Origin of the sequence: Pseudomonas kulmbachensis (assembly GCF_963681935.1) — a bacterium.
GTDB lineage: Bacteria > Pseudomonadota > Gammaproteobacteria > Pseudomonadales > Pseudomonadaceae > Aquipseudomonas > Aquipseudomonas kulmbachensis.
The window spans coordinates 4,351,564-4,375,214 of sequence record NZ_OY817088.1; the positions used below are offsets into that span (position 1 = coordinate 4,351,564).

Consider the following 23,651-nt stretch of genomic DNA (forward strand, 5'->3'; position numbering starts at 1 on the left):
ACAAAAAATGCATCCAACCAAAACCGTGCTTCTAAACGCGCGTCTGCGCGCCCTGCGAAAAAAATCGCCGATGGCTCACCACCGGCATGCGCGCCCTGATATCCGCCTGTTCGACGGAGTCACGCTCGGCCAGCAATACGCCCTCGCCTTGCGTCTGCTCGGCCAGCACCCGCCCCCAAGGGTCGATGATGGCAGCGTGCCCGTAGGTCTCGCGCGGACCCGGATGAACGCCTCCCTGGGCCGCTGCAAGCACGTAACACTGGGTTTCGATGGCCCTCGCGCGAATCAGAATGTCCCAATGCGCCGCCCCCGTCACGGCGGTAAATGCCGAGGGTGCAGTAATCAGCTCCGCACCAGCGCTTCGTAACTCACTGTACAGCTCTGGAAAGCGCAGGTCGTAGCACACGGTCAGGCCCAGCTTGCCGACTGGAGTATCAGCCACCACCACTCGCTCACCATGAGCATAGTCGTCAGATTCACGATAACGACCACGACTGTCAGACACATCCACGTCGAACAAGTGCAGTTTGTCGTAGCGAGCCACTTGCTCGCCGTCAGCATTGATCAGCAGCGAGCAGGCATTGACCTTGGCATCTGGCTGGCCTTCTGGCGGCAACGGTAATGTCCCGGCAACTACCCATAAGTTGAGGTCGCGAGCGGCCTGTTTCAACCATGGCAGGATCGGGCCTTCACCCAATGCCTCGGCGCGACCGATATCGGCAATATCACGACGGCCCATGGCGGCAAAGTTTTCAGGCAGTACGGCCAGTTGCGCGCCGCCAGCAGCCGCCTTTTCCAGTAGGCGTCGAGCCTGAGCCAGATTAGCCAGCACATCGCTCTGACTGACCATTTGAATCACTGCAAACGACATGACGCGCTCCTATTTTTTCTCAAAAGGCTTGTCGAAGGTGATCTTCGGATCGTTCCACGGGCCTTGAATGCTGTATTGCACACTGGCGAAGCGCGACACCTGATCGCCGATCAGCTTGTTGAGCAAAAATACCGCCCCACCTACCGCTGGCCCACCCACCACCAACGCGGCCAAGGACAGGTTGTTGGTCACCGGCAAGGTCACCAGCAGCTTGGCGTTGACCTGATCGGTGACCATGTTCAGCGTGCCATTAAGCTCCAGGTTGGTAGATGGCCCGGTCATCAGAATCGGTTTGCTGGTGCTATAGACACCACTGCTGGCATTGAGCACGCCCTTGACCCGGTCGTAGCTCAGACCTTTGCCAAACAGGTCGGAGAAGTCCAGACGCAGGCGACGGCCAATGGCGTTGAAATTCAGCAGACCAAAAATGCGCAGCACCTGGGCGCTGCCATCGACTTCCACAAACTGGCCTTTATTGAGTGAAGCATCCAGGGTACCGGAAAAACGCTTGAGGCCGATCCAGGCCGGTGAACCCGGCCAGTTGCCATCGACGTCCAGATGAAAATTATTGCTGGTCACACTGGGGGCAAAGCCCCAGTTCTTGAGTACGTCAGCCAAATTGCCGCCACCCAGACGGCCCTGATACCAGCTCTTGCTGCTACCCGCGACGCCTTCCCAACCACCCGAGCCTTCGAGCAGCAGGCCCTTGAGCCCCAGGTTCAGGCTGTTGAGGCTAATGCCACGACTGTTTGGCCGTACTTTGAGCGACCAGGCGCCAAGCAAGTCCGGTCCTTGGTAGAGCTGTCGAATGACGATGTCCAGCGCCGGAATGTTTCGCGGATCAACCGCAGCTAGCGGGTCCGGGGCATTTTCGTCGGCCACCACTTTGGGGTCGGGCGCGGGCAGACGAATGCTCTGCATCGTGACCACAATCGGGGCGTTTTTGGCATCTGGCAAAGTCACCGCACCGAGGGCCTGCTTGCTGTCGATTTGCAACGCCCAGGAGGCGGCATTGCGCTTCATCATCAAGCGAACCTGATCCAGTTGAGTGCCGAAGGCGATCAACTTGCCGACTTTAAAGTCCGCGCTGTTGAGCAGTTGCTTGGCACTGCCGCCGGGGTCCTTGCCTGCATAACGCTCGACCAGCGCCTGCCACGGGGCAACGTCCAGTTCCGAGAGCACGCCACGAATACGCAAGCCCTTGCTGGCAGGGAGCACCGGGTCGCCATCGCCCAGGAACAATTCGCCACGCCCGTCTTCAAACTTGCCATTGGGGGCGGCAAAGGTCAGGTTGGCCAGGTCACCGTAGTCAAACCAGTAGCGGCGCTCGGCCCCTTGCAGGGTCATGCGGAACACGCTGTTGCGGCTCTCATTGGCCGCCAGACCGAACGGCGCTGGTAAATCCACCACAGCGCCCTTGAGGCTGGAACTGACGCGCAACTGGCTGTCGGCACCGTCCAGAGTAAGCTGTAGCTGATAAGGCAAATCACCCGTCACCGGGATCGGCTGATTGAACTTGAGCCAGTCAGTGAGTTTTTTAACCCCCACTTGACCGCTTGCCACCAAACGGGTGCTGATGCGGCCGGGCTTGCCGTCGGCAAAGATCTGCGCCGTGATCGGACGATCAAACGCACGTGCGCTGATGCCCTTGCCACTCAGCCCCTTGGCACTGTCAAAGCGAAAGTCGCCTTTGAGTTGAGTGAGTTCGAGCTCAGGTTCGCTGATTTTCAAGCGCGCCTTGTCGGTATTGAAATCCACCAGGATTTTCGGCTCTTCACCTTTGCCCAGCGGGATATCCAGATCGACCCGGCCTTTGAGCGAGCCCTCCCCCTGCCAGCCAGCAAAGGTTTCAGCGGTGCCAATCGGCGCCTCCTGAAGAATTTTCAGGCCGTCACCAAGACCACCGTCAAAATCGCCATCCAGCAACAGATGACTGACCTTGCCGCTGGGCACATGGGGAATACTCACCGCAACGTTGCGAACCTGCGTGTCGAGCAGTTGGCCTTTGCTGGCCATGATCCGCACGCCGCTATCTTCGATAAATACATCACCCGAGACATTGCGCACATGGGGCCAGCCGGGCTGGAACGCCAGTTCTGCACCCTGCACTTTGAAGAACAGGCTGATATTGCGTGCCGCCGCAACGGCGTCGTGGCTCAGCGATCCTTGGTACTGGAAAAAACCTTCTTCGACCGCGCCCTTGATAATCGCGGTACTCAGCCATTCGGTAAGCGCCGGGCTCAACACTTCAGGCAGGTATTTGGGGGTAAAACGACCATCGCCATCCGTTAGACCGACCCGTAGGTCCATGTAGTCTTCCTGGGAATGGTCGAGGTGGATCCGAATCAAAAAGTCAGCCGCGATCTTGCCCTCCTCCCCCAGCACTTTGATGTACGGCGCGATCAGGGTGAAGCTGTCCTTGTTCAAGGTCCAGGTCAGCAGAGCATTGGCTTGCAGGTACTGCCAGGGCTTGGCGAAGATCGGCTCCAGATGCAGCATGAAATCCTTGCTGTCGAGCCGCAGTTCGCCCTTGCCCAGGTCACCGCTGATCAGGCCGCTGACGTTGCGCGCAGCCGGGGCACCGTGGGTGGCATTGAACCCGACCTGTTGCAGATTGGCAGCGAAGCTGAGCTTTTCATCGCCTGTCGCGTCGGGACGGTAGTCGAGCAGCACATTACGCAGCGTACCCGTGACCTTGAGCTGGTCGATCACCTTGGCCAAACCGTCGGGCCACGGCGCCAGCGAATCGAGCAACGGTGTAATCGGGGTCAGGTCCAGGCGGTCAGCCTGCAAGTGCCAGCGCTCCTGCTCCTTGTCGGTCGCCGCGAACTGCTGCAACTGCATGCGGGTTTCCCAGCGGGTCTTGCCCAGGTCCATTGCCAGCGAATCGAGTACTACATTGAAACCTTGCTTGCCCCGTTCAGCCCAGGCATGCAGCGCCAGGCTGTCAATGGTCTCGGCTTTACGGTCGGCGTAGGCACCGCTGATTTTTGGTGCATTCAAGCGTGCAACCGCGCTCTGTACCGAGCCTTTGTTCCAGTTAAACCAGAGCTCGCCACCCGCCTTGAGTTCAGACACTTTCCACGGTTGAAGCAGCGTGGCGGGCAGCCATTTGGCCCAGTCACTCTGCGGCAGGCTGACATAAGCCTGGGCCGCACCATCTCGCCACTGGCTAGCCTGAACCTGGGTCTTGAGGCTCAGCGCTACAGGTTGACCATCGGGCAAGGTAAGCCGCGCGTCGAGGCGCTGATCCGAGGCGCCAACGTCCAGCGTCAGCCCTACATAGGTCATGGTCAGCGGAGCGTGCTTGAAGGGTTCGAGCGTCACCTGGCTGTCGAGCACCGACAACTGCGATACACGCTGCAGCTGATTGAGTAATTGCTCAGGATCCAGTGGCTGGTCGTCCTGTACCGGCAACCCTTCGAGGGCCCAATGGCCGTCCTGGTCCTGACGCAAGCTAAGTTGCAGACCATTGAGTTGCACGCGGGCGATACGGATGTCACGGTTCAACAGGCTGGCCCACACGTCGGGCACCACCTGCACTTCATCCAGGCGCAAGGCACTGTTGCCCTCGCCAATCATCACATCGTGTGCCAGCAATACGGGCGCCATGGCGCTCCAGCGCCCCTCAAGGCTGCCAATCGTCAATGGCATGCCCAAGGCTTCGCGGGCTTTGTTCTGCACCTCGATGCGGTATTCAGCGATCAGCGGGGTCAATTCACGGCCGAGGCTGACGTACAGCGCCGTCAACACTAAAACCAGGGCGCACAGGCCCAACCCCCAACGGGTCAGCGCGGCAAAAAAGCGTGTCAGACGCTCCATGTCAGGTGGCCCCTTCAGTAATGATCACAGGGGCTGAGCTCAGCCCCTTTTTAACGCTATACGACGTCTGATACTTCAGAGCAGCACCACATCGTATTGTTCCTGGGAATACATGGTTTCGACCTGAAAACGAATCGTACGCCCGATAAAACCTTCCAGTTCCGCAACGTTGCCGGACTCTTCGTCCAGTAAGCGGTCGACCACTTTCTGATTGGCCAACACCCGATAACCTGTCGCCTGATAGGCCCGGGCCTCACGCAGGATTTCACGGAAAATTTCATAGCAGATGGTTTCAGCGGTTTTCAGCTTGCCCCGGCCCTGGCAGCACACACACGGCTCGCACAGAACCTGTTCAAGGCTCTCGCGGGTGCGTTTGCGGGTCATCTGCACCAGACCCAACTCGGTAATCCCGATGATGTTGGTCTTGGCGTGATCACGCTCCAGCTGTTTTTCGAGGGTGCGCAGCACCTGACGCTGATGCTCTTCATCTTCCATGTCGATGAAGTCAATGATGATGATCCCGCCCAGGTTGCGCAGGCGCAATTGCCGGGCAATGGCGGTGGCCGCTTCGAGGTTGGTCTTGAAGATGGTTTCTTCAAGGTTGCGATGGCCCACAAATGCGCCGGTATTGACGTCAATGGTGGTCATGGCTTCAGCCGGATCGACCACCAGATAACCGCCGGACTTGAGCGGGACTTTGCGATCCAGGGCTTTCTGGATTTCGTCTTCCACGCCGTACAAGTCAAAAATCGGCCGTTCGCCTGGGTAGTGCTCAAGGCGGTCGGCAATTTCAGGCATCAGTTCGGCAACAAACTGAGTGGTTCTCTGGAAGGTTTCACGCGAATCGATGCGGATTTTCTCGATCTTGGGACTGACCAGATCGCGCAATGTGCGCAGTGCCAAGCCTAGATCTTCGTAGATCACAGTCGGCGCACCAACGGTTTTGATCTGGGCCCCGATCTGGTCCCACAAGCGGCGCAGGTAGCGAATATCCATCAGGATTTCATCCGCCCCGGCGCCCTCGGCCGCCGTACGCAGGATAAAACCACCGGCTTCCTGGATGCCTTCCTGGGCCACGCAATCGGTGACCACCCGCTTCAAACGCTCACGTTCGGCTTCGTCTTCAATTTTCAACGAAATACCAACATGCGCGGTGCGCGGCATGTACACCAGATAGCGTGAAGGAATCGACAGCTGAGTAGTCAGACGTGCGCCCTTGGAAGCGATCGGATCCTTGGTAACCTGCACCACCAGGCTCTGGCCTTCGTGCACCAGCGTGCTGATGCTTTCAACGGCCTGGCCTTCGCGCAGGGAAATTTCGGAGGCATGGATAAAGGCCGCGCGGTCCAGCCCGATATCAACAAAGGCCGCCTGCATGCCGGGCAAAACCCTGACAATTTTGCCTTTATAAATGTTGCCGACAATGCCCCGGCGCTGGGTACGCTCGACATGCACCTCTTGCAGAACACCGTTCTCTACCACCGCCACGCGCGATTCCATCGGCGTGATGTTGATCAGGATCTCTTCACTCATGGCTGGGTCTCGTTCAGGCGTCATCACAGTAGTGCCACGTCTCGTAGGTGCGGTATTCAGCGCACGGTAAGGTTTTGCCAACAGGGTATGCCGAAATGCCCGAGCAGTTCTGCGGTTTCGCACACGGGCAACCCAACAACGGCTGAATAACTGCCATTTAGACCCGCCACGAACACCGCTGCCAAGCCCTGAATGGCGTAACCACCGGCTTTATCCTGCGGCTCACCGCTGGCCCAGTACAGGCTGGCTTCTTGTTTGTCGATGTTTCGAAAACGGACCTGGCTGCGCACCACTCGAGTTTCGCAACGCCCGGCATCCACAATCGCGATGGCGGTCAACACCTCATGCTCCCGGCCAGATAACGCCATGAGCATAGCCAAGGCGTCGGCCTCGTCGACTGGTTTACCGAGAATGTGCTCATCGAGCACCACAGCCGTATCGGCCCCCAGAACGCAAAACCCGTCGTCCGGTTTCGATGCCAGCAGTTGCTGGCGTCCAGCTTGGGCCTTTTCACGCGCCAGGCGCTCGACATAGGCCACAGGGGATTCATTCTGGAGGGGGGTTTCGTCAATGGCCGCACTGACTGTTTGAAACGGCACGCCGATTTGAGTCAGTAACTCGCGTCGGCGCGGTGAGCCAGAGGCCAGATAAAGCGAGGTCATCAAGACATCTCCCTGTCGAGGTGCACAAACCAGGAAATGGCTCGTATCCGATTAATTGATTTTGAAACGTCTGCATAACCCGCGAAGCCCGTAACTGATCCAGGGCCACAGCAGTGCACTGACCAAAGCCGGCAAGATCAGCGCCAGGGTCGGTTGGCGGTTCCCGGTCAAGGCACTGAGCCACAACTGGGCGAGCTGAGCCAGACCGAAAATCACCAGAATCACCAGGCTTTGCTGCCACATCGGGAACACCCGCAGGCGCTGCTGCAGTGACAAGACCAGGAAGGTGATGAGGGTCAGTGTCAGGGCGTTCTGCCCCAGTAACGTGCCGTACAGCACATCCTCGGCCAGCCCCAGGCAAAACGCAGTGAGCATTCCCACTTTATGCGGCATGTACAAGGCCCAAAAGGCCAACAACAAGGCCAGCCAGAGCGGGCGCAGGATTTCCATGAACTGCGGCATCGGTGAAATGCTGAGCAACAGGCCGATGGCAAATGTCAGCCAGATCAGCCAGCTGTTACTCGAACGCGTACTCGCCATTATTGCCTCTCCCGAGTAGTGGCCGGCACAGCGGCTGGCGGCCTGGCTGCGGCGGGGGTTGCAGAAGGAGGCTTGGCAGCCGGGGCCTTGGCAGAAGCAGGCTTGGCGGCCACAGGCGCCACCGACGGTGCAACTACAGCTGCAGGTGCAGGTGCAGGTGCAGGTGCAGCCACCGGTGCTGCAGGTTTTGGCACTGTCGCCGGAACAATGGAAGGTGCTTCACCGTTTTGCTCTGCCTGCTGGGCCTTGGCAGCGTCATTGGCCCGCTCTTCCGGGGTTCGGCTATCGCTGAACACCAGCAGCAGGTAACGGCTACGGTTCAAGGCCGCCGTCGGCACTGCCCGCACAATGGCAAAAGGCTGGCCCGAGTCGTGAATCACTTCTTTGACCGTTGCCACCGGATAACCGGCCGGGAAACGCTGCCCCAGGCCCGAGCTGACCAGCAGGTCGCCCACTTTGATATCCGCAGTGTCTGCAACATGACGCAGTTCCAGGCTCTCCGGATTACCCGTACCGCTGGCAATCGCGCGCAAGCCATTACGGTTTACCTGCACCGGAATGCTGTGGGTCGTATCAGTCAGCAACAGGACACGCGAGGTGTAGGGCATCAGCTCGACCACTTGCCCCATCAGCCCACGGGCATCAAGCACGGGCTGCCCCAGTACCACGCCGTCGCGCTCACCTTTGTTGATGATGATGCGATGGGTGAAGGGGTTAGGGTCCATGCCGATCAACTCGGCCACTTCAACCTTTTCGTTGACCAGCGCGGATGAGTTCAGCAACTCGCGCAGGCGCACGTTCTGCTCGGTCAAGGCGGCCAGCTTTTGCATGCGGCCTTGAAGCAGAAGGTTTTCAGTTTTGAGTTTCTCGTTTTCCGCCACAAGCTCGGTACGGCTGCCGAACTGACTGGCCACACCCTGCCACAAGCGCTGCGGCAAATCGGTAATCCAGTAGGACTGCATCAGCACCAGCGACATTTGACTGCGCACGGGTTTGAGCAACGTGAAGCGAGCGTCCACTACCATCAGCGTGACCGATAGCACGACCAGCACCAAAAAGCGCACGCCCAATGAGGGGCCTTTGGAAAAGAGCGGTTTAATAAGCCGCTCCTCCCGGGCAAGTGTTCAATTTATTCATACGGCTTCAAGCGGCCTGGATGAAGATTGACAGAAGATAAACGCCAAAAGGCAGCACTGCAAAGTGCTACCTTCTGATGATAACCAAAGGACTGCACCACACGATCTTATTCGCTGGAGAGCAGGTCCATTGTGTGTTTATCCATCATTTCCAGCGCACGGCCACCGCCACGCGCAACGCAGGTCAGCGGGTCTTCGGCAACAATCACCGGCAGACCAGTTTCCTGAGCCAGCAACTTGTCGAGATCACGCAGCAAGGCGCCACCACCGGTCAGTACCAGACCACGCTCGGCGATGTCCGAAGCCAATTCTGGCGGAGACTGCTCCAGTGCGCTTTTCACAGCCTGAACGATGGTTGCCAGCGACTCTTGCAGAGCCTCAAGCACTTCATTGGAGTTCAGGGTGAAGGCACGTGGTACGCCTTCTGCCAGGTTACGGCCGCGCACGTCGACTTCACGTACTTCACCGCCAGGGAAAGCCGTACCGATTTCGGTCTTGATGCGCTCGGCAGTCGACTCACCGATCAGGCTGCCGTAGTTGCGACGTACGTAAGTGATGATCGCTTCGTCGAAACGGTCGCCACCCACCCGTACGGATTCGGCGTAAACCACACCGTTCAGGGAGATCAGGGCGATTTCAGTGGTACCACCACCGATATCGACAACCATCGAACCGCGTGCTTCTTCAACCGGCAAGCCGGCACCGATGGCAGCAGCCATTGGTTCTTCGATCAGGAACACTTCACGGGCACCGGCACCGAGTGCCGATTCACGAATGGCACGACGCTCTACCTGAGTCGATTTGCAAGGCACACAAATCAGAACTCGCGGGCTAGGTTGCAGGAAACTGTTTTCATGCACCTTGTTGATGAAGTACTGCAGCATTTTTTCGCAAACGCTGAAATCGGCAATAACGCCGTCTTTCATCGGACGAATGGCAGCAATGTTGCCCGGTGTACGGCCAAGCATGCGCTTGGCCTCGGTGCCGACGGCAACGACACTTTTCTGGTTACCGTGTGTCCGAATAGCCACAACCGATGGCTCATTCAGGACAATACCGCGCTCACGCACGTAAATAAGGGTGTTGGCAGTGCCCAGGTCGATGGAAAGATCGCTGGAAAACATGCCACGCAGTTTCTTGAACATGGGAAAGGGACCCTAGGCAACGCGTGGGTAAAAAAGTGCGGCAAACTCTAACAACGACAGGGATTTTGGGCAAGGCGCCAATATGTTAAATTGGACGCTTTTCCGAGCACCAATGCCCATAATCGCGGCCATATGACCGTAGAAATGCGGTAGTGTTCCGACAATCTAACACACGGATAGCATCCGTCCTGTTTTCCACTGGAGAATCCCATGGCGCTTGACCGCTCCGACGTGGAAAAAATCGCTCATTTGGCCCGTATTGGCCTCAATGATGCCGATATTCCACGCACCACCGAAGCCCTTAACAGCATTCTGGGGCTGATTGATCAGATGCAGGCCGTCGACACCACCGGTATCGAGCCTCTGGCCCACCCACTGGAAGCCAGCCAGCGCCTGCGCGCAGACGTCGTGACTGAAAGCAATCATCGCGAGGCTTATCAGTCCATCGCACCAGCGGTCGAAAACGGCCTCTATCTGGTTCCGAAAGTCATCGAGTAAAGGGAAAGAGCCTGCATGCATCAATTGACTCTGGCCGAGATCGCCCGCGGACTCGCCGATAAAAAGTTTTCCTCCGAAGAGCTGACCAAGACCCTGCTGGCGCGTATCGCCCAGCTCGATCCTCAGCTCAACAGTTTCATCACCCTCACCGAAGACCTCGCCCTAGAGCAGGCCAAGGCCGCTGACGCACGTCGCGCCAACGGTGAAACCGGTGCCCTGCTGGGCGCGCCGATCGGTCACAAGGACTTGTTCTGCACCTTGGGCGTACGCACCAGCTGCGGCTCCAAAATGCTCGACAACTTCAAGGCCCCGTATGACGCCACCGTGGTTGCCAAACTGGCTAGCGCTGGCGCTGTGACCTTGGGCAAGACCAACATGGACGAGTTCGCCATGGGGTCGGCCAACGAATCGAGCTACTACGGGGCGGTCAAAAACCCGTGGAACCTTGAGCATGTTCCGGGCGGTTCGTCTGGCGGTTCGGCAGCAGCCGTTGCCGCTCGTCTGTTACCTGCCGCGACTGGCACCGACACCGGCGGTTCTATCCGACAGCCGGCAGCGCTGACCAATCTCACTGGCCTGAAACCGACCTACGGTCGTGTTTCGCGCTGGGGCATGATTGCTTACGCCTCCAGCCTCGATCAGGGCGGCCCGTTGGCCCGCACGGCCGAAGACTGCGCCATCCTGCTGCAAGGCATGGCCGGTTTCGACCCGCAAGACTCCACCAGCATCGACGAACCCGTGCCGGACTTCAGCGCCAACCTTAATGGTTCGCTGCAAGGCCTGCGCATTGGCGTGCCTCAGGAGTTCTTCAGCGAAGGTCTCGACTCGCGCATCGCAGAACTGGTCCACAACAGCATCAAAGAGCTGGAAAAGCTCGGTGCCGTGATCAAGCCCATTAGCCTGCCGAACATGCAGCACGCGATTCCTGCGTACTACGTGATCGCGCCAGCCGAAGCTTCGTCCAACCTGTCGCGTTTTGACGGCGTACGCTTCGGCCATCGCTGCGAAAACCCGAAAGACCTCACTGACCTGTACCAGCGCTCGCGCGCCGAAGGCTTTGGCCCGGAAGTACAGCGCCGGATTCTGGTCGGTGCCTACGCCCTGTCGGCGGGTTACTACGACGCTTACTACCTGCAAGCGCAAAAAATCCGCCGCCTGATCAAAAATGACTTCATGGCTGCGTTCAACGAAGTCGACATCATCCTCGGCCCGACCACGCCTAACCCGGCCTGGAAAATCGGCGCTAAAAACAGCGATCCGGTTTCGGCCTATCTGGAAGACGTCTACACCATTACCGCCAACCTCGCGGGCCTGCCGGGCCTGTCGATGCCAGCCGGTTTTGTCGATGGCTTGCCAGTGGGCGTGCAATTGCTCGCGCCTTACTTCCAGGAAGGTCGCTTGCTCAACGTTGCCCATCAGTACCAGCTGAACACTGACTGGCACACGCGCTCACCTGCCGGCTTCTGAGGAAAAACATATGCAATGGGAAGTTGTGATCGGGCTGGAAATTCACTCCCAGCTCGCCACCCAATCGAAGATTTTCTCCGGTAGCGCTACCACTTTTGGTGCAGAACCGAACACCCAGGCCAGCCTGGTTGACCTGGGCATGCCCGGCGTACTGCCGGTGCTGAACCAGGAAGCCGTGCGCATGGCCGTGATGTTCGGTCTGGCAGTTGATGCTGAAATTGTTCAGCACAACGTATTTGCCCGCAAAAACTACTTCTACCCGGACCTGCCCAAGGGCTACCAGATCAGCCAAATGGAACTGCCGATTGTCGGCAAGGGCCACTTGGATATCACCTTGGAAGACGGCACCGTCAAACGCGTCGGCATCACCCGTGCCCACCTTGAAGAAGATGCTGGCAAAAGCCTGCACGAAGACTTCAGCGGCGCCACCGGCATCGACCTGAACCGTGCGGGGACGCCGCTGCTGGAAATCGTGTCCGAGCCGGACATGCGCAGCGCCAAAGAAGCCGTGGCCTACGTCAAGGCGATGCACGCCCTTGTGCGTTACCTGGGCATCTGCGACGGCAACATGGCAGAAGGCTCGTTGCGTTGCGACTGTAACGTGTCGATTCGCCCGGTTGGCCAGGCCGAGTTCGGTACACGCTGCGAGATCAAGAACGTCAACTCGTTCCGCTTCATCGAGAAGGCGATCAACAGCGAAGTACAACGTCAGATCGAACTGATCGAAGACGGCGGCAAGGTCATTCAACAGACCCGCCTGTACGACCCGAACAAGGACGAAACCCGCGCCATGCGCAGCAAGGAGGAAGCCAACGACTACCGTTACTTCCCCGACCCGGACCTGCTGCCAGTGGTCATCGAAGATTCGTTTATCGAAGACGTGCGCGCCACCCTGCCGGAGCTGCCACCGCAGAAACGCGAGCGCTTCCAGTCCCAGTTCGGCCTGTCGGCCTACGACGCCAGCGTATTGGCTTCGAGCCGCGAACAAGCAGACTACTTCGAGAAAGTCGTGAGCATCAGTGGCGACGCCAAACTGGCGGCCAACTGGGTGATGGTCGAGTTGGGCAGCCTGCTCAACAAGCAAGCCCTGGACATCGACCAGTCGCCGGTCAGCGCCGAGCAACTGGGCGGCATGCTGCAGCGCATCAAGGACAACACCATCTCCGGCAAAATCGCCAAGGTCGTGCTGGAAGCGATGGCCAATGGCGAAGGCACTGCCGACGATGTCATTGAAAAGCGCGGCCTCAAGCAAGTCACCGACAGCGGCGCGATTGAAAAGGTGCTGGATGAAGTGCTGGCGGCCAACGCAGAACAGGTCGAGCAATACCGTGCGGCAGACGAAGCCAAGCGCGGCAAGATGTTCGGCTTCTTTGTGGGCCAGGCGATGAAAGCCTCCAAAGGCAAAGCCAACCCGCAACAGGTCAACGAACTGCTCAAAAGCAAGCTCGAAGGCTAAAAGCAAAGCTAGTAGCCGCTGCAGTAGGCTGCGACAAGGGCCGCAGGACCTTCGCTTTTGATAAAAAAGCGGGGGCACTATGCAACCCATCGCAGCCTGCGGCAGCGGCTACAGCTTATTTAACGGCTAACAAAAAGGATTCCCCATGAAGCGGCTACTCGGCGCCTGCGCCCTGCTCAGCTTGCTCGCTGGCTGTGCCAGCCATGACATAGACCCCCGCGGCTATGACAAAACCGGCATTGCCTCCTATTACGGCGCTCGCCACCACGGCAAGCGAACCGCCAGCGGCGAACCCTTCGACCAACATGCCCTCACTGCCGCCCACCCTGGCCTGCCTTTCGGCACGCGGGTACTGGTGACCAATTTAAGCAACGACAAATCCGTCGTGGTGCGCATCAATGATCGCGGGCCGCACACCCGTGGCCGCCTGATCGATCTTTCGCGCAAGGCCGCCCAGCAGTTGGATATGCTGCGTACAGGCACAGCCAAAGTCCGGGTTCAGGGCTTGAGTGATTAATTGAGGGAGTTGTCGCTATTTTTGGCTTGAGCGCTCTATCACCGTGGAACTTGCTGCAATTGCTCTGTGGCCTCGTGCTGCTGATCGCAGGAGCCGAATTACTGGTGCGTTGCGCCGTGCGCATCGCTGCCAACATGAAAGTGCGTCCACTGCTGATCGGTTTGACCGTGGTGGCACTGGGCAGCAGCGCACCGCAGATGACCGTCAGCCTGCAGGCTGCATTCAATGACACCGCCGACATTGCCGTGGGCAGTGTGATCGGCAGTAACATCTTCAATATCCTGGTCACCCTCGGGCTCTCGGCACTGATCATTCCCCTGCGCGTGTCCCGTCAACTGGTACGGCTGGACATACCCCTGATGATCCTGGCCAGCGGCCTGGTATTCGCCCTGGCGCTGAACAAACAACTCGACCGCCTGGACGGCGTGGTCTTGCTAGGCGGCCTACTGATCTATCTGGCCCTGCTGCTGCGCCAATCTCGCCACAGCGGCCATCATCACGCCAGCCACGATTTGCCCCGTACCTCTTGGCTGCACAACTTACTGCTGATGCTCGCAGCTCTGGGTCTGCTCGGGCTTGCCGGGCATCTGCTGCTCGGGGCCGCAGTCACGCTAGCCACTGAACTGGGGCTGTCAGAGCGGATAATCGGACTGACCATCATTGCCGTCAGCACCTCGCTGCCAGAACTGGCCACTTCCCTGATTGCAGCATTTCGCGGCCAGCGCGAAATTGCCGTCGGCAACGTGATTGGTAGTAACGTCTTTAACCTGTTGGGAGTTCTCGGCCTGACTGCGTTGGTGGCACCCACACCCTTGTCCGTGTCGCCCAATGCGCTGGCGTTCGACCTGCCGGTGATGCTGGGTGTTGCGGCGCTGTGCCTGCCCGTGTTCTACACCGGCTACCGCGTGACCCGTGTTGAAGGGGTGTTGTTTCTGGGGTTGTATCTGGCTTATGGCCTGCACGTGGTGTCCTTCACCACCGGCATGCCGTTGGCCGGCAAGCTTGAACACCTGATGCTGTTCTTTATCTTGCCGGCGCTGCTGCTGTTTCTGCTGTTCAGCACCCTGCGCGCATGGCGGCGACAGCACTGAGCCGCAGAGGCTAAATCCAACCGCCCCACTGCAACACAAAAATGCCGATATTGGTCGTGATGGCTGCCATCAAGGTGGTGATCACGATAATCGAGGCGGCCAACTCGTGATTGCCATTGGCCGCCCGCGCCATGACATAACTGGCAGCGGCCGTCGGGCTGGCGAAGTACAAAAACAGAATCCCCAGTTCCGGCCCGCGAAAGCCGCAGAGCCAGGCACCCAAGGTTGCCAACAGCGGCATGCTGACCATTTTCACCAGGCTGGCGCTCAGCGCCATGTCGCCACTTTTACGCAAACTCGCCAACGACAGCGTACCGCCGATGCAAATCAGTGCCAGCGGCAAGGTCATCGCCGCCAGGTACTCACCCGATGCCTGCAACCAGCCGGGCAAGCTGATCTTGAACACCGCGAACGGCACAGCAGCCAGCACACTGATGATCAGTGGGTTTTTGAACACACTTTTGCAGATGCTCCAGGGGTCGGACTTGATCACCGGGCTATAGACTGCCAGCACAATGGTCGACAGGGTGTTGTAGAGCAGAATCACCAGACCGGCGAGCACCGCGCCCAACGATATCCCATAATCGCCATACATGCTGGCCGCCAGCGCCAGGCCGATAACCCCGTTGTTCCCGCGAAATGCACCCTGGGTGTAGATCCCGCGATCTTCACGCGGGCAACGCCAGATCGACCAACCCCACGCCAGCGCAAAACTGAGAAAAGTTGCCAGAACGAAGTAAGCCAGCACCTTGGGCTGCAGGGCAGCTCTCAGATCCGCATGCAAAATACCCAGAAACAACAACGCCGGCATGGTGACGTTAAACACCAGGGCCGACGCTGTATGGATAAAGTTGTCATTGATCCAGCCCACACGCTTGAGCACCACGCCCAAAAACAGCATGGCAAACACCGGGGCTGTGATCGTGAGCGTCTGAAGGAAAATAGCCAGCATGTCAGCACACTCATGGAGGTAGAACCGGGTTGAAGCTTTCGTGATGAAAGCTTCAACATCCTTTATTACATGCCTTTGACCGCATAGATGCCAGCGGCATTACGCCAGTAGCCTTTGTAGTCCATACCGTAGCCGAAGATGTAACGGTCAATACACGGCAAACCTACGTAGTTGGCCTTCAGGTCCGGGCGCGCCTTGCGGTCGTGGTCCTTGTCGATCAATACCGCGGTATGCACCTGACGGGCACCGGCGTGTTTGCAGAACTCGACGATCGCGCTCAGGGTGTGACCTTCATCCAGGATGTCATCGATGATCAGCACGTGACGGTCAATGAACGATACTTCTGGCTTGGCCTTCCAGAACAGATCACCGCCTGTGGTTTCATTGCGATAGCGCGTGGCGTGCAAGTACGACGCTTCAAGCGGAAATTTCAGATGGGTGAGCAGCTTGCCGGAAAAAATCAGGCCGCCGTTCATCACACAAAATACCACTGGATTGGTCTCAGCCATTTCAGCCGTGATTTGCGCACCTACGCGGGCAATTGCCACCTCGACTTCAGCTTCGGTGTACAGGCAGTCAGCCTCTCGCATGATTTGACGGATATGCTCGAGATCAGCAGACATGACGCTCTCCAGGGGGGGTTGTGCAAGAAAAGCGGGCAAAGGTACGCATCCGCATGGCTCAGATCAAGCATTTATGGACTAACGTGCAGTAATGTCTGTAGGACATCACCCCGGATTAGATTAATCTAGGCCGCTTTTTTTGCCTGCCCAACCGGAGCCTTTACTTATGCCCATCCGTGAGATCCGCCATCCGCTGATCCGTCACAAGCTCGGCCTTATGCGCCGCGCAGACATTAGCACGAAGAACTTCCGTGAGCTCGCTCAGGAAGTCGGCGCGTTGCTGACCTACGAAGCCACCAAAGACCTGACCCTCGAAACTTACGAGATTGAAGGCTGGTGCGGCACCGTCCAGGTTGAAAAAATCGCTGGCAAGAAAATTACCGTCGTACCGATTCTGCGTGCGGGTATCGGCATGCTCGAAGGCGTACTCAGCCTGATTCCAGGCGCTAAAGTCAGCGCTGTCGGTATTGCCCGTAACGAAGAAACCCTCCAGGCCCACACCTACCTGGAAAAGCTGGTGCCGGAAATCAACGAGCGTCTGGCGATGATTATCGACCCGATGCTGGCCACTGGCTCCTCGATGGTTGCAACCATTGACCTGCTGAAAAAAGCCGGCTGCAAAGAGATCCGCGCCATGGTGCTGGTTGCTGCACCAGAAGGGATTGCTGCGGTTGAAGCCGCTCACCCTGACGTGACCATCTACACCGCCTCTATTGATGAGCGTTTGAACGAGCACGGCTACATCATTCCGGGCTTGGGCGATGCCGGCGACAAGATCTTCGGCACCAAGCAAAAGGACGTATAACATGCAGGACGAGTTCAACGACCCGCTCTGGCGCCAGATTATCTCTGGCGCACAGATGCTCTTCGTGGCCTTTGGCGCGTTGGTGTTGATGCCACTGATTACCGGCCTCGACCCCAACGTTGCACTGTTCACGGCGGGTCTCGGGACTCTGCTGTTCCAGATCGTGACCCGCCGCCAGGTGCCGGTCTTTCTGGCTTCGAGTTTCGCTTTCATTACCCCGATCATTCTCGCCAAGGGCCAGTTCGGCCTGGCCGCGACCATGGGCGGCGTAATGGCAGCCGGTTTCGTGTACACCTTTCTCGGTTTCGCGGTAAAGCTTAAAGGCACCGGCTTTATTGATCGCCTGCTGCCACCCGTGGTGATTGGCCCGGTGATTATCTCGATTGGCCTGGCAATGGCGCCCATCGCTGCGCATATGGCCATGGGCCGCGCTGAAGATGGCTCCGAGCTGATCCACTATCAAACCGCCATGATGATCTCGATGCCAGCGCTGCTGACCACCTTGATCGTGGCTGTATTCGGTAAAGGGATTTTCCGTCTGGTGCCAATCATTGCCGGTGTGCTGGTGGGTTTTGGCATGGCGTTCTACTTCGGGGTCGTCGACACCGCCAAGATCGCCGCGGCGCCCTGGTTCGCCATGCCGCACTTCACCGCTCCCGAGTTCAACTGGCAGGCGATTCTGTTTATCGTTCCCGTGGCACTTGCCCCGGCCATTGAACATATCGGCGGCGTAATTGCCGTGGGCAGCGTAACCGGTCGTGACTACCTGAAAAAACCGGGCCTGCACCGCACGCTGTTCGGTGACGGCATCGCTACCACCGCTGCAGGCCTGCTGGGCGGACCGCCCAACACTACCTACGCCGAAGTAACGGGCGCAGTGATGCTGACCAAGAACTACAACCCGAAAATCATGACCTGGGCGGCGATCTTCGCCATCAGCCTGGCTTTTGTCGGTAAGTTCGGCGCGCTGCTGCAAAGTATTCCAGTGCCAGTGATGGGCGGAATTCTGTGCCTGCTGTTCGGTTCGATTGCCGCTGTAGGCATGAACACCCTGATCCGCCACCAGGTTGACCTGAGTGAAGCGCGCAATCTGGTGATCGTGTCGGTAACGCTGGTATTCGGGATTGGCGGTGTGCTGATCGGTACAGGCATGGGCCCGGAAGACTTCGGTCTCAAGGGCATCGCGTTGTGCGCCATCGTTGCGATAGCGCTTAACCTGATCCTGCCGGGCAATGACAGCTGGAAGCACAAGAAAGGTGGTGGGCCGGTTATCTGAATCGACCTGACAACCTAAGTATCTGATGTGGGAGCTAGCTTGCCAGCTCCCACATCAGATAACCGCTACTACAGCGCCAACGGCGCTCTTTCACACAATGTATTCAATGCCTTTGCCCATTGCGGGTTGTCATTGAGACACGGCACCAGCACCAACTCCTCGCCCCCCGCCTCAATAAACTGCTCGCGTCCGCGATCACCGATCTCTTCCAGGGTTTCGATGCAATCGGCCACAAACGCCGGGCACATCACCAGAATCTTTTTCACCCCTTGCTTGGCCAACGCATCCAGGCGCGCCTCAGTGTAGGGTTCGATCCACTTGGCCCGGCCCAGACGGGACTGGAACGCCACCGACCACTTGCCCTCAGGCAGCCCCATACGCTCGGCGAAGGCCTGGGCAGTACGCAAACACTGCGCCCGATAACAGGTCGCCAGGACAGCGGGCGAAGCATTTCGGCAGCAGTCTTCATTCTTGAAGCAGTGGTTGCCGGTCGGGTCCAGCTTGTGCAAATGCCGCTCTGGCAGGCCGTGAAAACTCAGCAGCAGATGGTCGTAATCCTGTTCCAGATGTGGCTTGGCGCTGGCGACCAATGCATCGAGATACTCGGGCTGATCGTAGAACGGCTGCACGATGGAGAACTGAACAGGCAGTTTTTTGCTCTTTACCACGCGCTTGGCTTCTTCAATCACCGTGGTCACGGTGCTGTCGGCAAACTGTGGATAAAGCGGTGCTAGCGTGACCTTTTTGATGCCCTGCGCAGCCAAACGGGTGAGCACCGTTTCAATCGATGGCTCACCGTAGCGCATGGCCAACTCAACCGGGCCCTGGGTCCACTCCTTGGTCATCGCCTTCTGCAAGCGGCGGCTGAGCTCTACCAGCGGCGAGCCCTCCTCCCACCAGATCGAGGCATAGGCATGGGCGGACTGCTCCGGGCGCTTGATCAGGATCAGCGATACCAGCAAACGCCGTACCGGCCACGGCAAGTCGATCACGTACGGGTCCATCAAAAACTGGTTCAAGTAGCTGCGTACATCCGCTACCGAAGTAGACGCCGGCGAACCCAGGTTAACCAGCAACAGCGCGTGGTCGGTCATGCAACATCCTATTTCAGAGGCGGGCGGCTACATCATCTAGCGCCGCACGCAAATCGGTGAACTGAAAAGTAAAACCGGCAGCCAGCAACCTTGCAGGTGTTGCCCGCTGACCACCCAATAACAAACCTGACATCTCGCCCAGCAGCACGCGCAAGACAAATGTTGGCATGGGCATAAACGCCGGACGGTGCAGTACGCGGCCCAGGGTTTGAGCGAACTCGGCATTGCGTACCGGGTGCGGCGCGCAGGCATTATAAGGACCGCTGGCGGCATTCTCATGCACAAGAAAATCAATCAGGGCAATTTGATCCTTGATATGAATCCATGGCATCCATTGCCGACCATTGCCTATCGGCCCGCCCAGCGCCAGTTTGAAAGGCAGTAGCAAGCGCGACAAAAAGCCGCCCTCGGCTGCCAACACCAGCCCCGTGCGCACCAGTACCACGCGCATGCCCAAGGCCTGCGCGCGTTGCGCGGTTTCTTCCCAGGCGATGCACAAGTGACTGGCAAAATCCTCGCTGACTGGCGGCGAGTCCTCTGTCAGCTCACGCTCGCCACCGTCGCCATACCAGCCAACGGCCGAGCCGGATACCAGCACCGATGGCCTGTGCTCACGGCTTTCAAGCCAGGCCACCAGGGTTTCAGTCAGGGTGATGCGGCTGCTCCACAACAAGGCCTTGCGTTTGCGCGTCCAGGGCCGGTCAGCGATGGGTGCGCCAGCGAGGTTGATCACCGCGTCAACGGGATCCTGCCCAAGCGCTTCAAGTGTGGCGATACCCTTGACCTGAGCACCGCACAATTGAGCCACTTGCTCAGGGCGCCGGCTCCACACACTGAGGCGATGGCCTTGCGCCAGCCAGTGACGACAGAGCTGACGCCCTATCAAGCCTGTACCGCCGGTCAGCAATATGTGCATGAGTTGATCCTCGTAAGGAGTTTTATCGGGAGCACTGGTCTATTTTTATACCAAGACCTTTTATCGGTCTTCGAGCTGACTTAAGAATAGGCCACATGGATCTGAAAGAAACACTAAAACCTATACTAACAAATAGAATTGTACAGGTATTGCCGACGGCGTAGTCTGTGCAAACAGAGAACGAGGCCATAATGACTGTACCTATCGCGATCATCGGCGCCGGCATAGCCGGGCTGGCAGCAGCAAACACTCTGCACAAGGCAGGACACGCGATTCATCTTTTCGATAAAAGCCGTGGTAGCGGCGGACGCATGTCGAGCAAGCGCAGCGATGTCGGGGTGCTGGACCTGGGGGCTCAGTACTTCACCGCTCGCGACCGGCGCTTTGTCGATGAAGTCCAACAATGGCAAGCCAATGGCTGGGCCATCGAGTGGGAGCCACACCTGTACCACTATAAAAACGGTCAGTTAAGCCCCTCCCCTGACGAGCAGACCCGCTGGGTCGGCAAGCCACGCATGAGCGCCATTACCCGCGGCCTGCTAGGCCATCTGCCGGTGAGCTTTGCATGCCAGATCACCGACCTGATACGCGGTGAAAAGCATTGGCACCTGCTGGATGCCGAGGGTGGCGAACACGGCCCGTTCAGCCACGTCATCATCGCCACCCCGGCGCCGCAAGCCACGTCTCTGCTGGCCAGCGCGCCAAAACTGGCAAGCACTGCAGCAGGGGTAAAAATGGAACCTGCCTGGGCCGTAGCCCTGGCCTTTGAATCACCACTCGACACGCCGATGCAAGGCTGCTTCGTACAAGGCAGCCCGCTTGACTGGCTGGCCCGAAACCGCAGTAAACCAGGGCGTGACCACCAGCCTGACACTTGGGTTTTGCACGCGACCAGTGCCTGGAGCAAACAAAATCTCGACTTGCCTAAAGAAGCTGTCATCGAACAACTGCATGGCGCATTTGCCGAGCTAATGCACTTCCCTACCCCAGCGCCGATTTTCACCCTGGCCCACCGCTGGCTCTACGCCCGACCAGCCGCAGCCCATGAATGGGGAGCTCTGGCGGATTCCGACCTGGGCCTGTACGCCTGCGGCGACTGGTGCCTGTCGGGCCGTGTCGAAGGTGCATGGTTGAGCGGCCAGGAGGCTGCGCGCCGGTTGATCGAGCATCTGGATTAATACCCCGTAGCCGCTGGCTGCGTTCGGCAGCGGCTACGAGAGTTCTCGCCACCCACCCAAATACCTGTACAAGTAATTTGACTTGTACAACATCAGGCTTATGATGAACCAAGGTTGTACATCGAATAAAAGATGTACAAGTAATTCTTGGAGGTTCGTCACATGGCCAGCGCCGTCTCAACCCAGCACAAACCGAAAATCGCCATCAGCGCCTGCTTGCTGGGGGCCGAGGTTCGTTTCAACGGCGGGCATAAAGAGTCGCGACTGTGCAGCCAGGCCCTGAGTGAACACTTCGAATTTGTCCCGCTCTGCCCCGAAGTCGCCATCGGCCTGGGCATCCCGCGCCAACCCGTGCGCCTGGTGGGCAGCCCTGCACAGCCACAAGCCGTAGGCAGTGTCGACAGCACGTTGAACGTGACCCAACCCTTGCACGACTACGGGCTGGAGATGGCCGCCGCGCACACCGATATTAGCGGCTACATCTTTATGCAGAAGTCACCGTCCTGCGGCCTGGAGCGGGTCAAGGTCTATCAGGACGGCGGCCGCCCTGCCGAGTTGAGCGGGCGCGGCATTTACGCCCAAGCGTTTTGCGCCGCACACCCTGACTTGCCCGTGGAGGAAGACGGCCGATTGAATGACCCGGTTCTGCGCGAGAACTTCCTGACCCGGGTTTATGCGTACAGCGCCTGGCAGGCATTGCTCAAAACCGGGATCACCCGCCGCTCTCTGACAGATTTTCACGCCTGCTATAAATACCAGCTCATGGCCCACCACCCCGCGCAGTACAGAACACTGGGCAATATGCTGGGCCGTATTGGCAAAAACGACCCACGCGAGATCGCCTCGCAGTACTTCAGCGAACTGATGAAAGCGCTGAAACAATGTGCCACACGCCGCACCCACACCAATGTGCTGCAACACATCAGCGGCTACCTTAAGCAATCCATCAGCCCTGAAGACAAGCAGGAAGTGCAGCAATTGATTGGTCAGTACCTGCACGGCATCGTACCGCTGGTGGTGCCGCTGACCTTGCTCAAGCATCACTTTCGCCTGCATCCGCACCCTTATATTTCGCGCCAGGTTTACCTGCAGCCGCACCCGGAAAATCTCAGCCTGCGCAATGCGATCTGACCATGAATGACGACCGGATCATGCCCAATACCCCCGATGCCGACTATAGCCAGGCACTGGCTGAAGGCTGGCAGCCGATCCGGGAAGTGGCCCGTATCACCGGAGTAAATGCCGTGACCCTGCGCGCTTGGGAACGGCGTTACGGCCTGATCGTTCCGCACCGTACGGCCAAGGGCCATCGGCTGTTCTCGGCCGAACATATCCTGCGTATCCGACACATTCTGACCTGGCTCAATCGTGGAGTACCGGTCAGCCAGGTCAAACCGCTGCTCGATATTGCGCCAGCATTCCGTGAACCTGTCGGTAACGACTGGCAGGCGTGGCGCCAGGCCCTGACGCTGGCCATCACCGAACTGGCCGAGCGCAAGCTCGATGACAACTTTAATCAGGTCATGTCGCTGTATCCGGCACAAACGCTGTGCGAGCAGTTGCTGATCCCGCTGTTAAGCGAGCTGGAACAACGCTGGCAGGGCCAGTTCGGGGCGCAGCTGGAGCGAGTGTTCTTCAGTTCCTGGCTGCGCAGCAAGTTAGGTGCCCGGATCTACCACAACAATCGCTCGCTCAAAGGGGCGCCCATCCTGCTGATCAATCATTCGCCCCAGTATTTCGAAGCACACCTCTGGCTCACCGCCTGGCTGGTGAGCAGCAGCCATTGCCCGGTGGAGGTGTTCGACGCCCCCCTGCCCAACGGGGAGCTGGCATTAGCCGCTGAACGCCTCAATTCCCCTGCGGTGGTGCTCTATTCGAGCCAGACCCTCAACCCCCAACAGCTGCCAAAGCTGCTCAATGGTATCGATTGCCCGACTCTGATTGCCGGACCAACGGTATGCATCCATAGCGCCGAGTTAGCCGTATGTACCACTGAAATCCCAGGATTGTTCCTGGCGCTTGATCCGCTTGAGGCCCATCAACGGCTCAGTCAGCTCGGACTCTTCTAG

21 protein-coding genes are annotated in these 23,651 nt (G+C 58.5%); 10 read left to right on the forward strand and 11 right to left on the reverse strand.

Annotated elements, in window-relative coordinates; all coding sequences use genetic code 11:
* Positions 1-31: 31 nt before the first annotated feature.
* From U5A05_RS20155 to mreB, 7 genes are all read right to left on the reverse strand, one after another.
* Positions 32-871 (reverse strand): carbon-nitrogen hydrolase family protein, encoded by an 840-nt coding sequence (locus tag U5A05_RS20155; RefSeq protein ID WP_321834507.1) that lies wholly within the window; start codon positions 869-871, stop codon positions 32-34.
* Positions 872-880: 9 nt separating this feature from the next.
* Positions 881-4,693, reverse strand: coding sequence for a YhdP family protein (locus U5A05_RS20160; protein ID WP_321834508.1), 3,813 nt, complete (start codon positions 4,691-4,693; stop codon positions 881-883).
* A gap of 75 nt (positions 4,694-4,768) precedes the next feature.
* Positions 4,769-6,226, reverse strand: a complete 1,458-nt coding sequence (gene rng, locus U5A05_RS20165; protein WP_261739641.1) for a ribonuclease G — start codon at positions 6,224-6,226, stop codon at positions 4,769-4,771.
* Positions 6,227-6,282: 56 nt separating this feature from the next.
* Positions 6,283-6,888 (reverse strand): Maf family protein, encoded by a 606-nt coding sequence (locus U5A05_RS20170; protein ID WP_321834509.1) that lies wholly within the window; start codon positions 6,886-6,888, stop codon positions 6,283-6,285.
* A gap of 51 nt (positions 6,889-6,939) precedes the next feature.
* A complete protein-coding gene (gene mreD / locus U5A05_RS20175; protein WP_321834510.1) occupies positions 6,940-7,428 on the reverse strand; it encodes a rod shape-determining protein MreD in 489 nt (162 codons plus the stop codon).
* On the reverse strand, positions 7,428-8,528 hold the full coding sequence (mreC, locus tag U5A05_RS20180) for a rod shape-determining protein MreC (RefSeq protein ID WP_321836540.1): 1,101 nt from the start codon (positions 8,526-8,528) through the stop codon (positions 7,428-7,430). The genes mreD and mreC overlap by 1 nt, the downstream gene beginning before the upstream one ends.
* A gap of 143 nt (positions 8,529-8,671) precedes the next feature.
* On the reverse strand, positions 8,672-9,709 hold the full coding sequence (gene mreB / locus U5A05_RS20185; RefSeq protein ID WP_003439856.1) for a rod shape-determining protein MreB: 1,038 nt from the start codon (positions 9,707-9,709) through the stop codon (positions 8,672-8,674).
* A gap of 210 nt (positions 9,710-9,919) precedes the next feature.
* Between mreB and gatC the strand changes: the two genes are divergently transcribed.
* From gatC to U5A05_RS20210, 5 genes are all read left to right on the forward strand, one after another.
* The gene (gatC, locus tag U5A05_RS20190; RefSeq protein ID WP_095040392.1) at positions 9,920-10,207 is read left to right on the forward strand and encodes an Asp-tRNA(Asn)/Glu-tRNA(Gln) amidotransferase subunit GatC; all 288 of its coding nucleotides are present in this window, start codon (positions 9,920-9,922) and stop codon (positions 10,205-10,207) included.
* 15 nt (positions 10,208-10,222) lie between these two features.
* Entirely contained in the window at positions 10,223-11,674 is a 1,452-nt protein-coding gene (gene gatA, locus U5A05_RS20195; protein ID WP_261739645.1) for an Asp-tRNA(Asn)/Glu-tRNA(Gln) amidotransferase subunit GatA, read from the forward strand.
* 10 nt (positions 11,675-11,684) lie between these two features.
* Positions 11,685-13,130, forward strand: coding sequence for an Asp-tRNA(Asn)/Glu-tRNA(Gln) amidotransferase subunit GatB (gene gatB / locus U5A05_RS20200; RefSeq protein ID WP_261739646.1), 1,446 nt, complete (start codon positions 11,685-11,687; stop codon positions 13,128-13,130).
* Between the two features lie 145 nt (positions 13,131-13,275).
* Complete coding sequence (locus tag U5A05_RS20205) at positions 13,276-13,647, forward strand: septal ring lytic transglycosylase RlpA family protein (protein ID WP_261739647.1); 372 nt, start codon at positions 13,276-13,278, stop codon at positions 13,645-13,647.
* Between the two features lie 50 nt (positions 13,648-13,697).
* Complete coding sequence (locus U5A05_RS20210) at positions 13,698-14,738, forward strand: calcium/sodium antiporter (RefSeq protein ID WP_321836541.1); 1,041 nt, start codon at positions 13,698-13,700, stop codon at positions 14,736-14,738.
* A gap of 10 nt (positions 14,739-14,748) precedes the next feature.
* On the opposite strand, the gene U5A05_RS20215 is transcribed toward U5A05_RS20210, so the two are convergent.
* Together U5A05_RS20215 and U5A05_RS20220 are read right to left on the reverse strand one after the other, a co-directional pair.
* Positions 14,749-15,690, reverse strand: coding sequence for an AEC family transporter (locus U5A05_RS20215; RefSeq protein WP_261739648.1), 942 nt, complete (start codon positions 15,688-15,690; stop codon positions 14,749-14,751).
* Between the two features lie 65 nt (positions 15,691-15,755).
* Positions 15,756-16,313, reverse strand: a complete 558-nt coding sequence (locus tag U5A05_RS20220; RefSeq protein ID WP_048360104.1) for a hypoxanthine-guanine phosphoribosyltransferase — start codon at positions 16,311-16,313, stop codon at positions 15,756-15,758.
* A 166-nt stretch (positions 16,314-16,479) separates the two neighbouring features.
* Between U5A05_RS20220 and upp the strand changes: the two genes are divergently transcribed.
* Positions 16,480-17,118, forward strand: coding sequence for a uracil phosphoribosyltransferase (gene upp, locus U5A05_RS20225; RefSeq protein ID WP_261739649.1), 639 nt, complete (start codon positions 16,480-16,482; stop codon positions 17,116-17,118).
* 1 nt (position 17,119) lies between these two features.
* Positions 17,120-18,394 (forward strand): uracil-xanthine permease family protein, encoded by a 1,275-nt coding sequence (locus U5A05_RS20230; RefSeq protein WP_261739650.1) that lies wholly within the window; start codon positions 17,120-17,122, stop codon positions 18,392-18,394.
* Positions 18,395-18,462: 68 nt separating this feature from the next.
* Here U5A05_RS20230 and hemH read toward each other — a convergent pair whose 3' ends face one another.
* Complete coding sequence (hemH, locus tag U5A05_RS20235) at positions 18,463-19,488, reverse strand: ferrochelatase (protein ID WP_261739651.1); 1,026 nt, start codon at positions 19,486-19,488, stop codon at positions 18,463-18,465.
* A gap of 13 nt (positions 19,489-19,501) precedes the next feature.
* Positions 19,502-20,404, reverse strand: coding sequence for a TIGR01777 family oxidoreductase (locus tag U5A05_RS20240; protein WP_321834511.1), 903 nt, complete (start codon positions 20,402-20,404; stop codon positions 19,502-19,504).
* Positions 20,405-20,595: 191 nt separating this feature from the next.
* Here U5A05_RS20240 and U5A05_RS20245 point away from each other — a divergent pair, with 191 nt between their 5' ends.
* From U5A05_RS20245 to U5A05_RS20255, 3 genes are all read left to right on the forward strand, one after another.
* Positions 20,596-21,582, forward strand: a complete 987-nt coding sequence (locus U5A05_RS20245) for an NAD(P)/FAD-dependent oxidoreductase (protein ID WP_321834512.1) — start codon at positions 20,596-20,598, stop codon at positions 21,580-21,582.
* Between the two features lie 162 nt (positions 21,583-21,744).
* Positions 21,745-22,713 carry a DUF523 and DUF1722 domain-containing protein gene (locus tag U5A05_RS20250; RefSeq protein ID WP_321834513.1) on the forward strand — a complete coding sequence of 323 codons (969 nt, stop codon included), beginning with the start codon at positions 21,745-21,747 and terminating at the stop codon, positions 22,711-22,713.
* A 2-nt stretch (positions 22,714-22,715) separates the two neighbouring features.
* Positions 22,716-23,651: a MerR family transcriptional regulator gene (locus U5A05_RS20255; protein WP_321834515.1), complete on the forward strand. Its 936-nt coding sequence runs from the start codon at positions 22,716-22,718 to the stop codon at positions 23,649-23,651.

Bases quoted from the DNA above. Each gene is read 5' to 3' on its own strand.
- U5A05_RS20255 (WP_321834515.1), top strand. From the start codon at position 22,716: ATGAATGACGACCGGATCATGCCCAATACCCCCGATGCCGACTATAGC.
- U5A05_RS20215 (WP_261739648.1), bottom strand. From the start codon at position 15,690: ATGCTGGCTATTTTCCTTCAGACGCTCACGATCACAGCCCCGGTGTTT.
- U5A05_RS20220 (WP_048360104.1), bottom strand. From the start codon at position 16,313: ATGTCTGCTGATCTCGAGCATATCCGTCAAATCATGCGAGAGGCTGAC.
- U5A05_RS20205 (WP_261739647.1), top strand. From the start codon at position 13,276: ATGAAGCGGCTACTCGGCGCCTGCGCCCTGCTCAGCTTGCTCGCTGGC.
- U5A05_RS20245 (WP_321834512.1), top strand. From the start codon at position 20,596: ATGACTGTACCTATCGCGATCATCGGCGCCGGCATAGCCGGGCTGGCA.
- U5A05_RS20160 (WP_321834508.1), bottom strand. From the start codon at position 4,693: ATGGAGCGTCTGACACGCTTTTTTGCCGCGCTGACCCGTTGGGGGTTG.
- rng (WP_261739641.1), bottom strand. From the start codon at position 6,226: ATGAGTGAAGAGATCCTGATCAACATCACGCCGATGGAATCGCGCGTG.
- U5A05_RS20230 (WP_261739650.1), top strand. From the start codon at position 17,120: ATGCAGGACGAGTTCAACGACCCGCTCTGGCGCCAGATTATCTCTGGC.
- upp (WP_261739649.1), top strand. From the start codon at position 16,480: ATGCCCATCCGTGAGATCCGCCATCCGCTGATCCGTCACAAGCTCGGC.
- mreB (WP_003439856.1), bottom strand. From the start codon at position 9,709: ATGTTCAAGAAACTGCGTGGCATGTTTTCCAGCGATCTTTCCATCGAC.
- gatB (WP_261739646.1), top strand. From the start codon at position 11,685: ATGCAATGGGAAGTTGTGATCGGGCTGGAAATTCACTCCCAGCTCGCC.
- gatA (WP_261739645.1), top strand. From the start codon at position 10,223: ATGCATCAATTGACTCTGGCCGAGATCGCCCGCGGACTCGCCGATAAA.
- mreD (WP_321834510.1), bottom strand. From the start codon at position 7,428: ATGGCGAGTACGCGTTCGAGTAACAGCTGGCTGATCTGGCTGACATTT.
- U5A05_RS20170 (WP_321834509.1), bottom strand. From the start codon at position 6,888: ATGACCTCGCTTTATCTGGCCTCTGGCTCACCGCGCCGACGCGAGTTA.
- U5A05_RS20250 (WP_321834513.1), top strand. From the start codon at position 21,745: ATGGCCAGCGCCGTCTCAACCCAGCACAAACCGAAAATCGCCATCAGC.
- hemH (WP_261739651.1), bottom strand. From the start codon at position 19,488: ATGACCGACCACGCGCTGTTGCTGGTTAACCTGGGTTCGCCGGCGTCT.
- gatC (WP_095040392.1), top strand. From the start codon at position 9,920: ATGGCGCTTGACCGCTCCGACGTGGAAAAAATCGCTCATTTGGCCCGT.
- U5A05_RS20155 (WP_321834507.1), bottom strand. From the start codon at position 871: ATGTCGTTTGCAGTGATTCAAATGGTCAGTCAGAGCGATGTGCTGGCT.
- U5A05_RS20240 (WP_321834511.1), bottom strand. From the start codon at position 20,404: ATGCACATATTGCTGACCGGCGGTACAGGCTTGATAGGGCGTCAGCTC.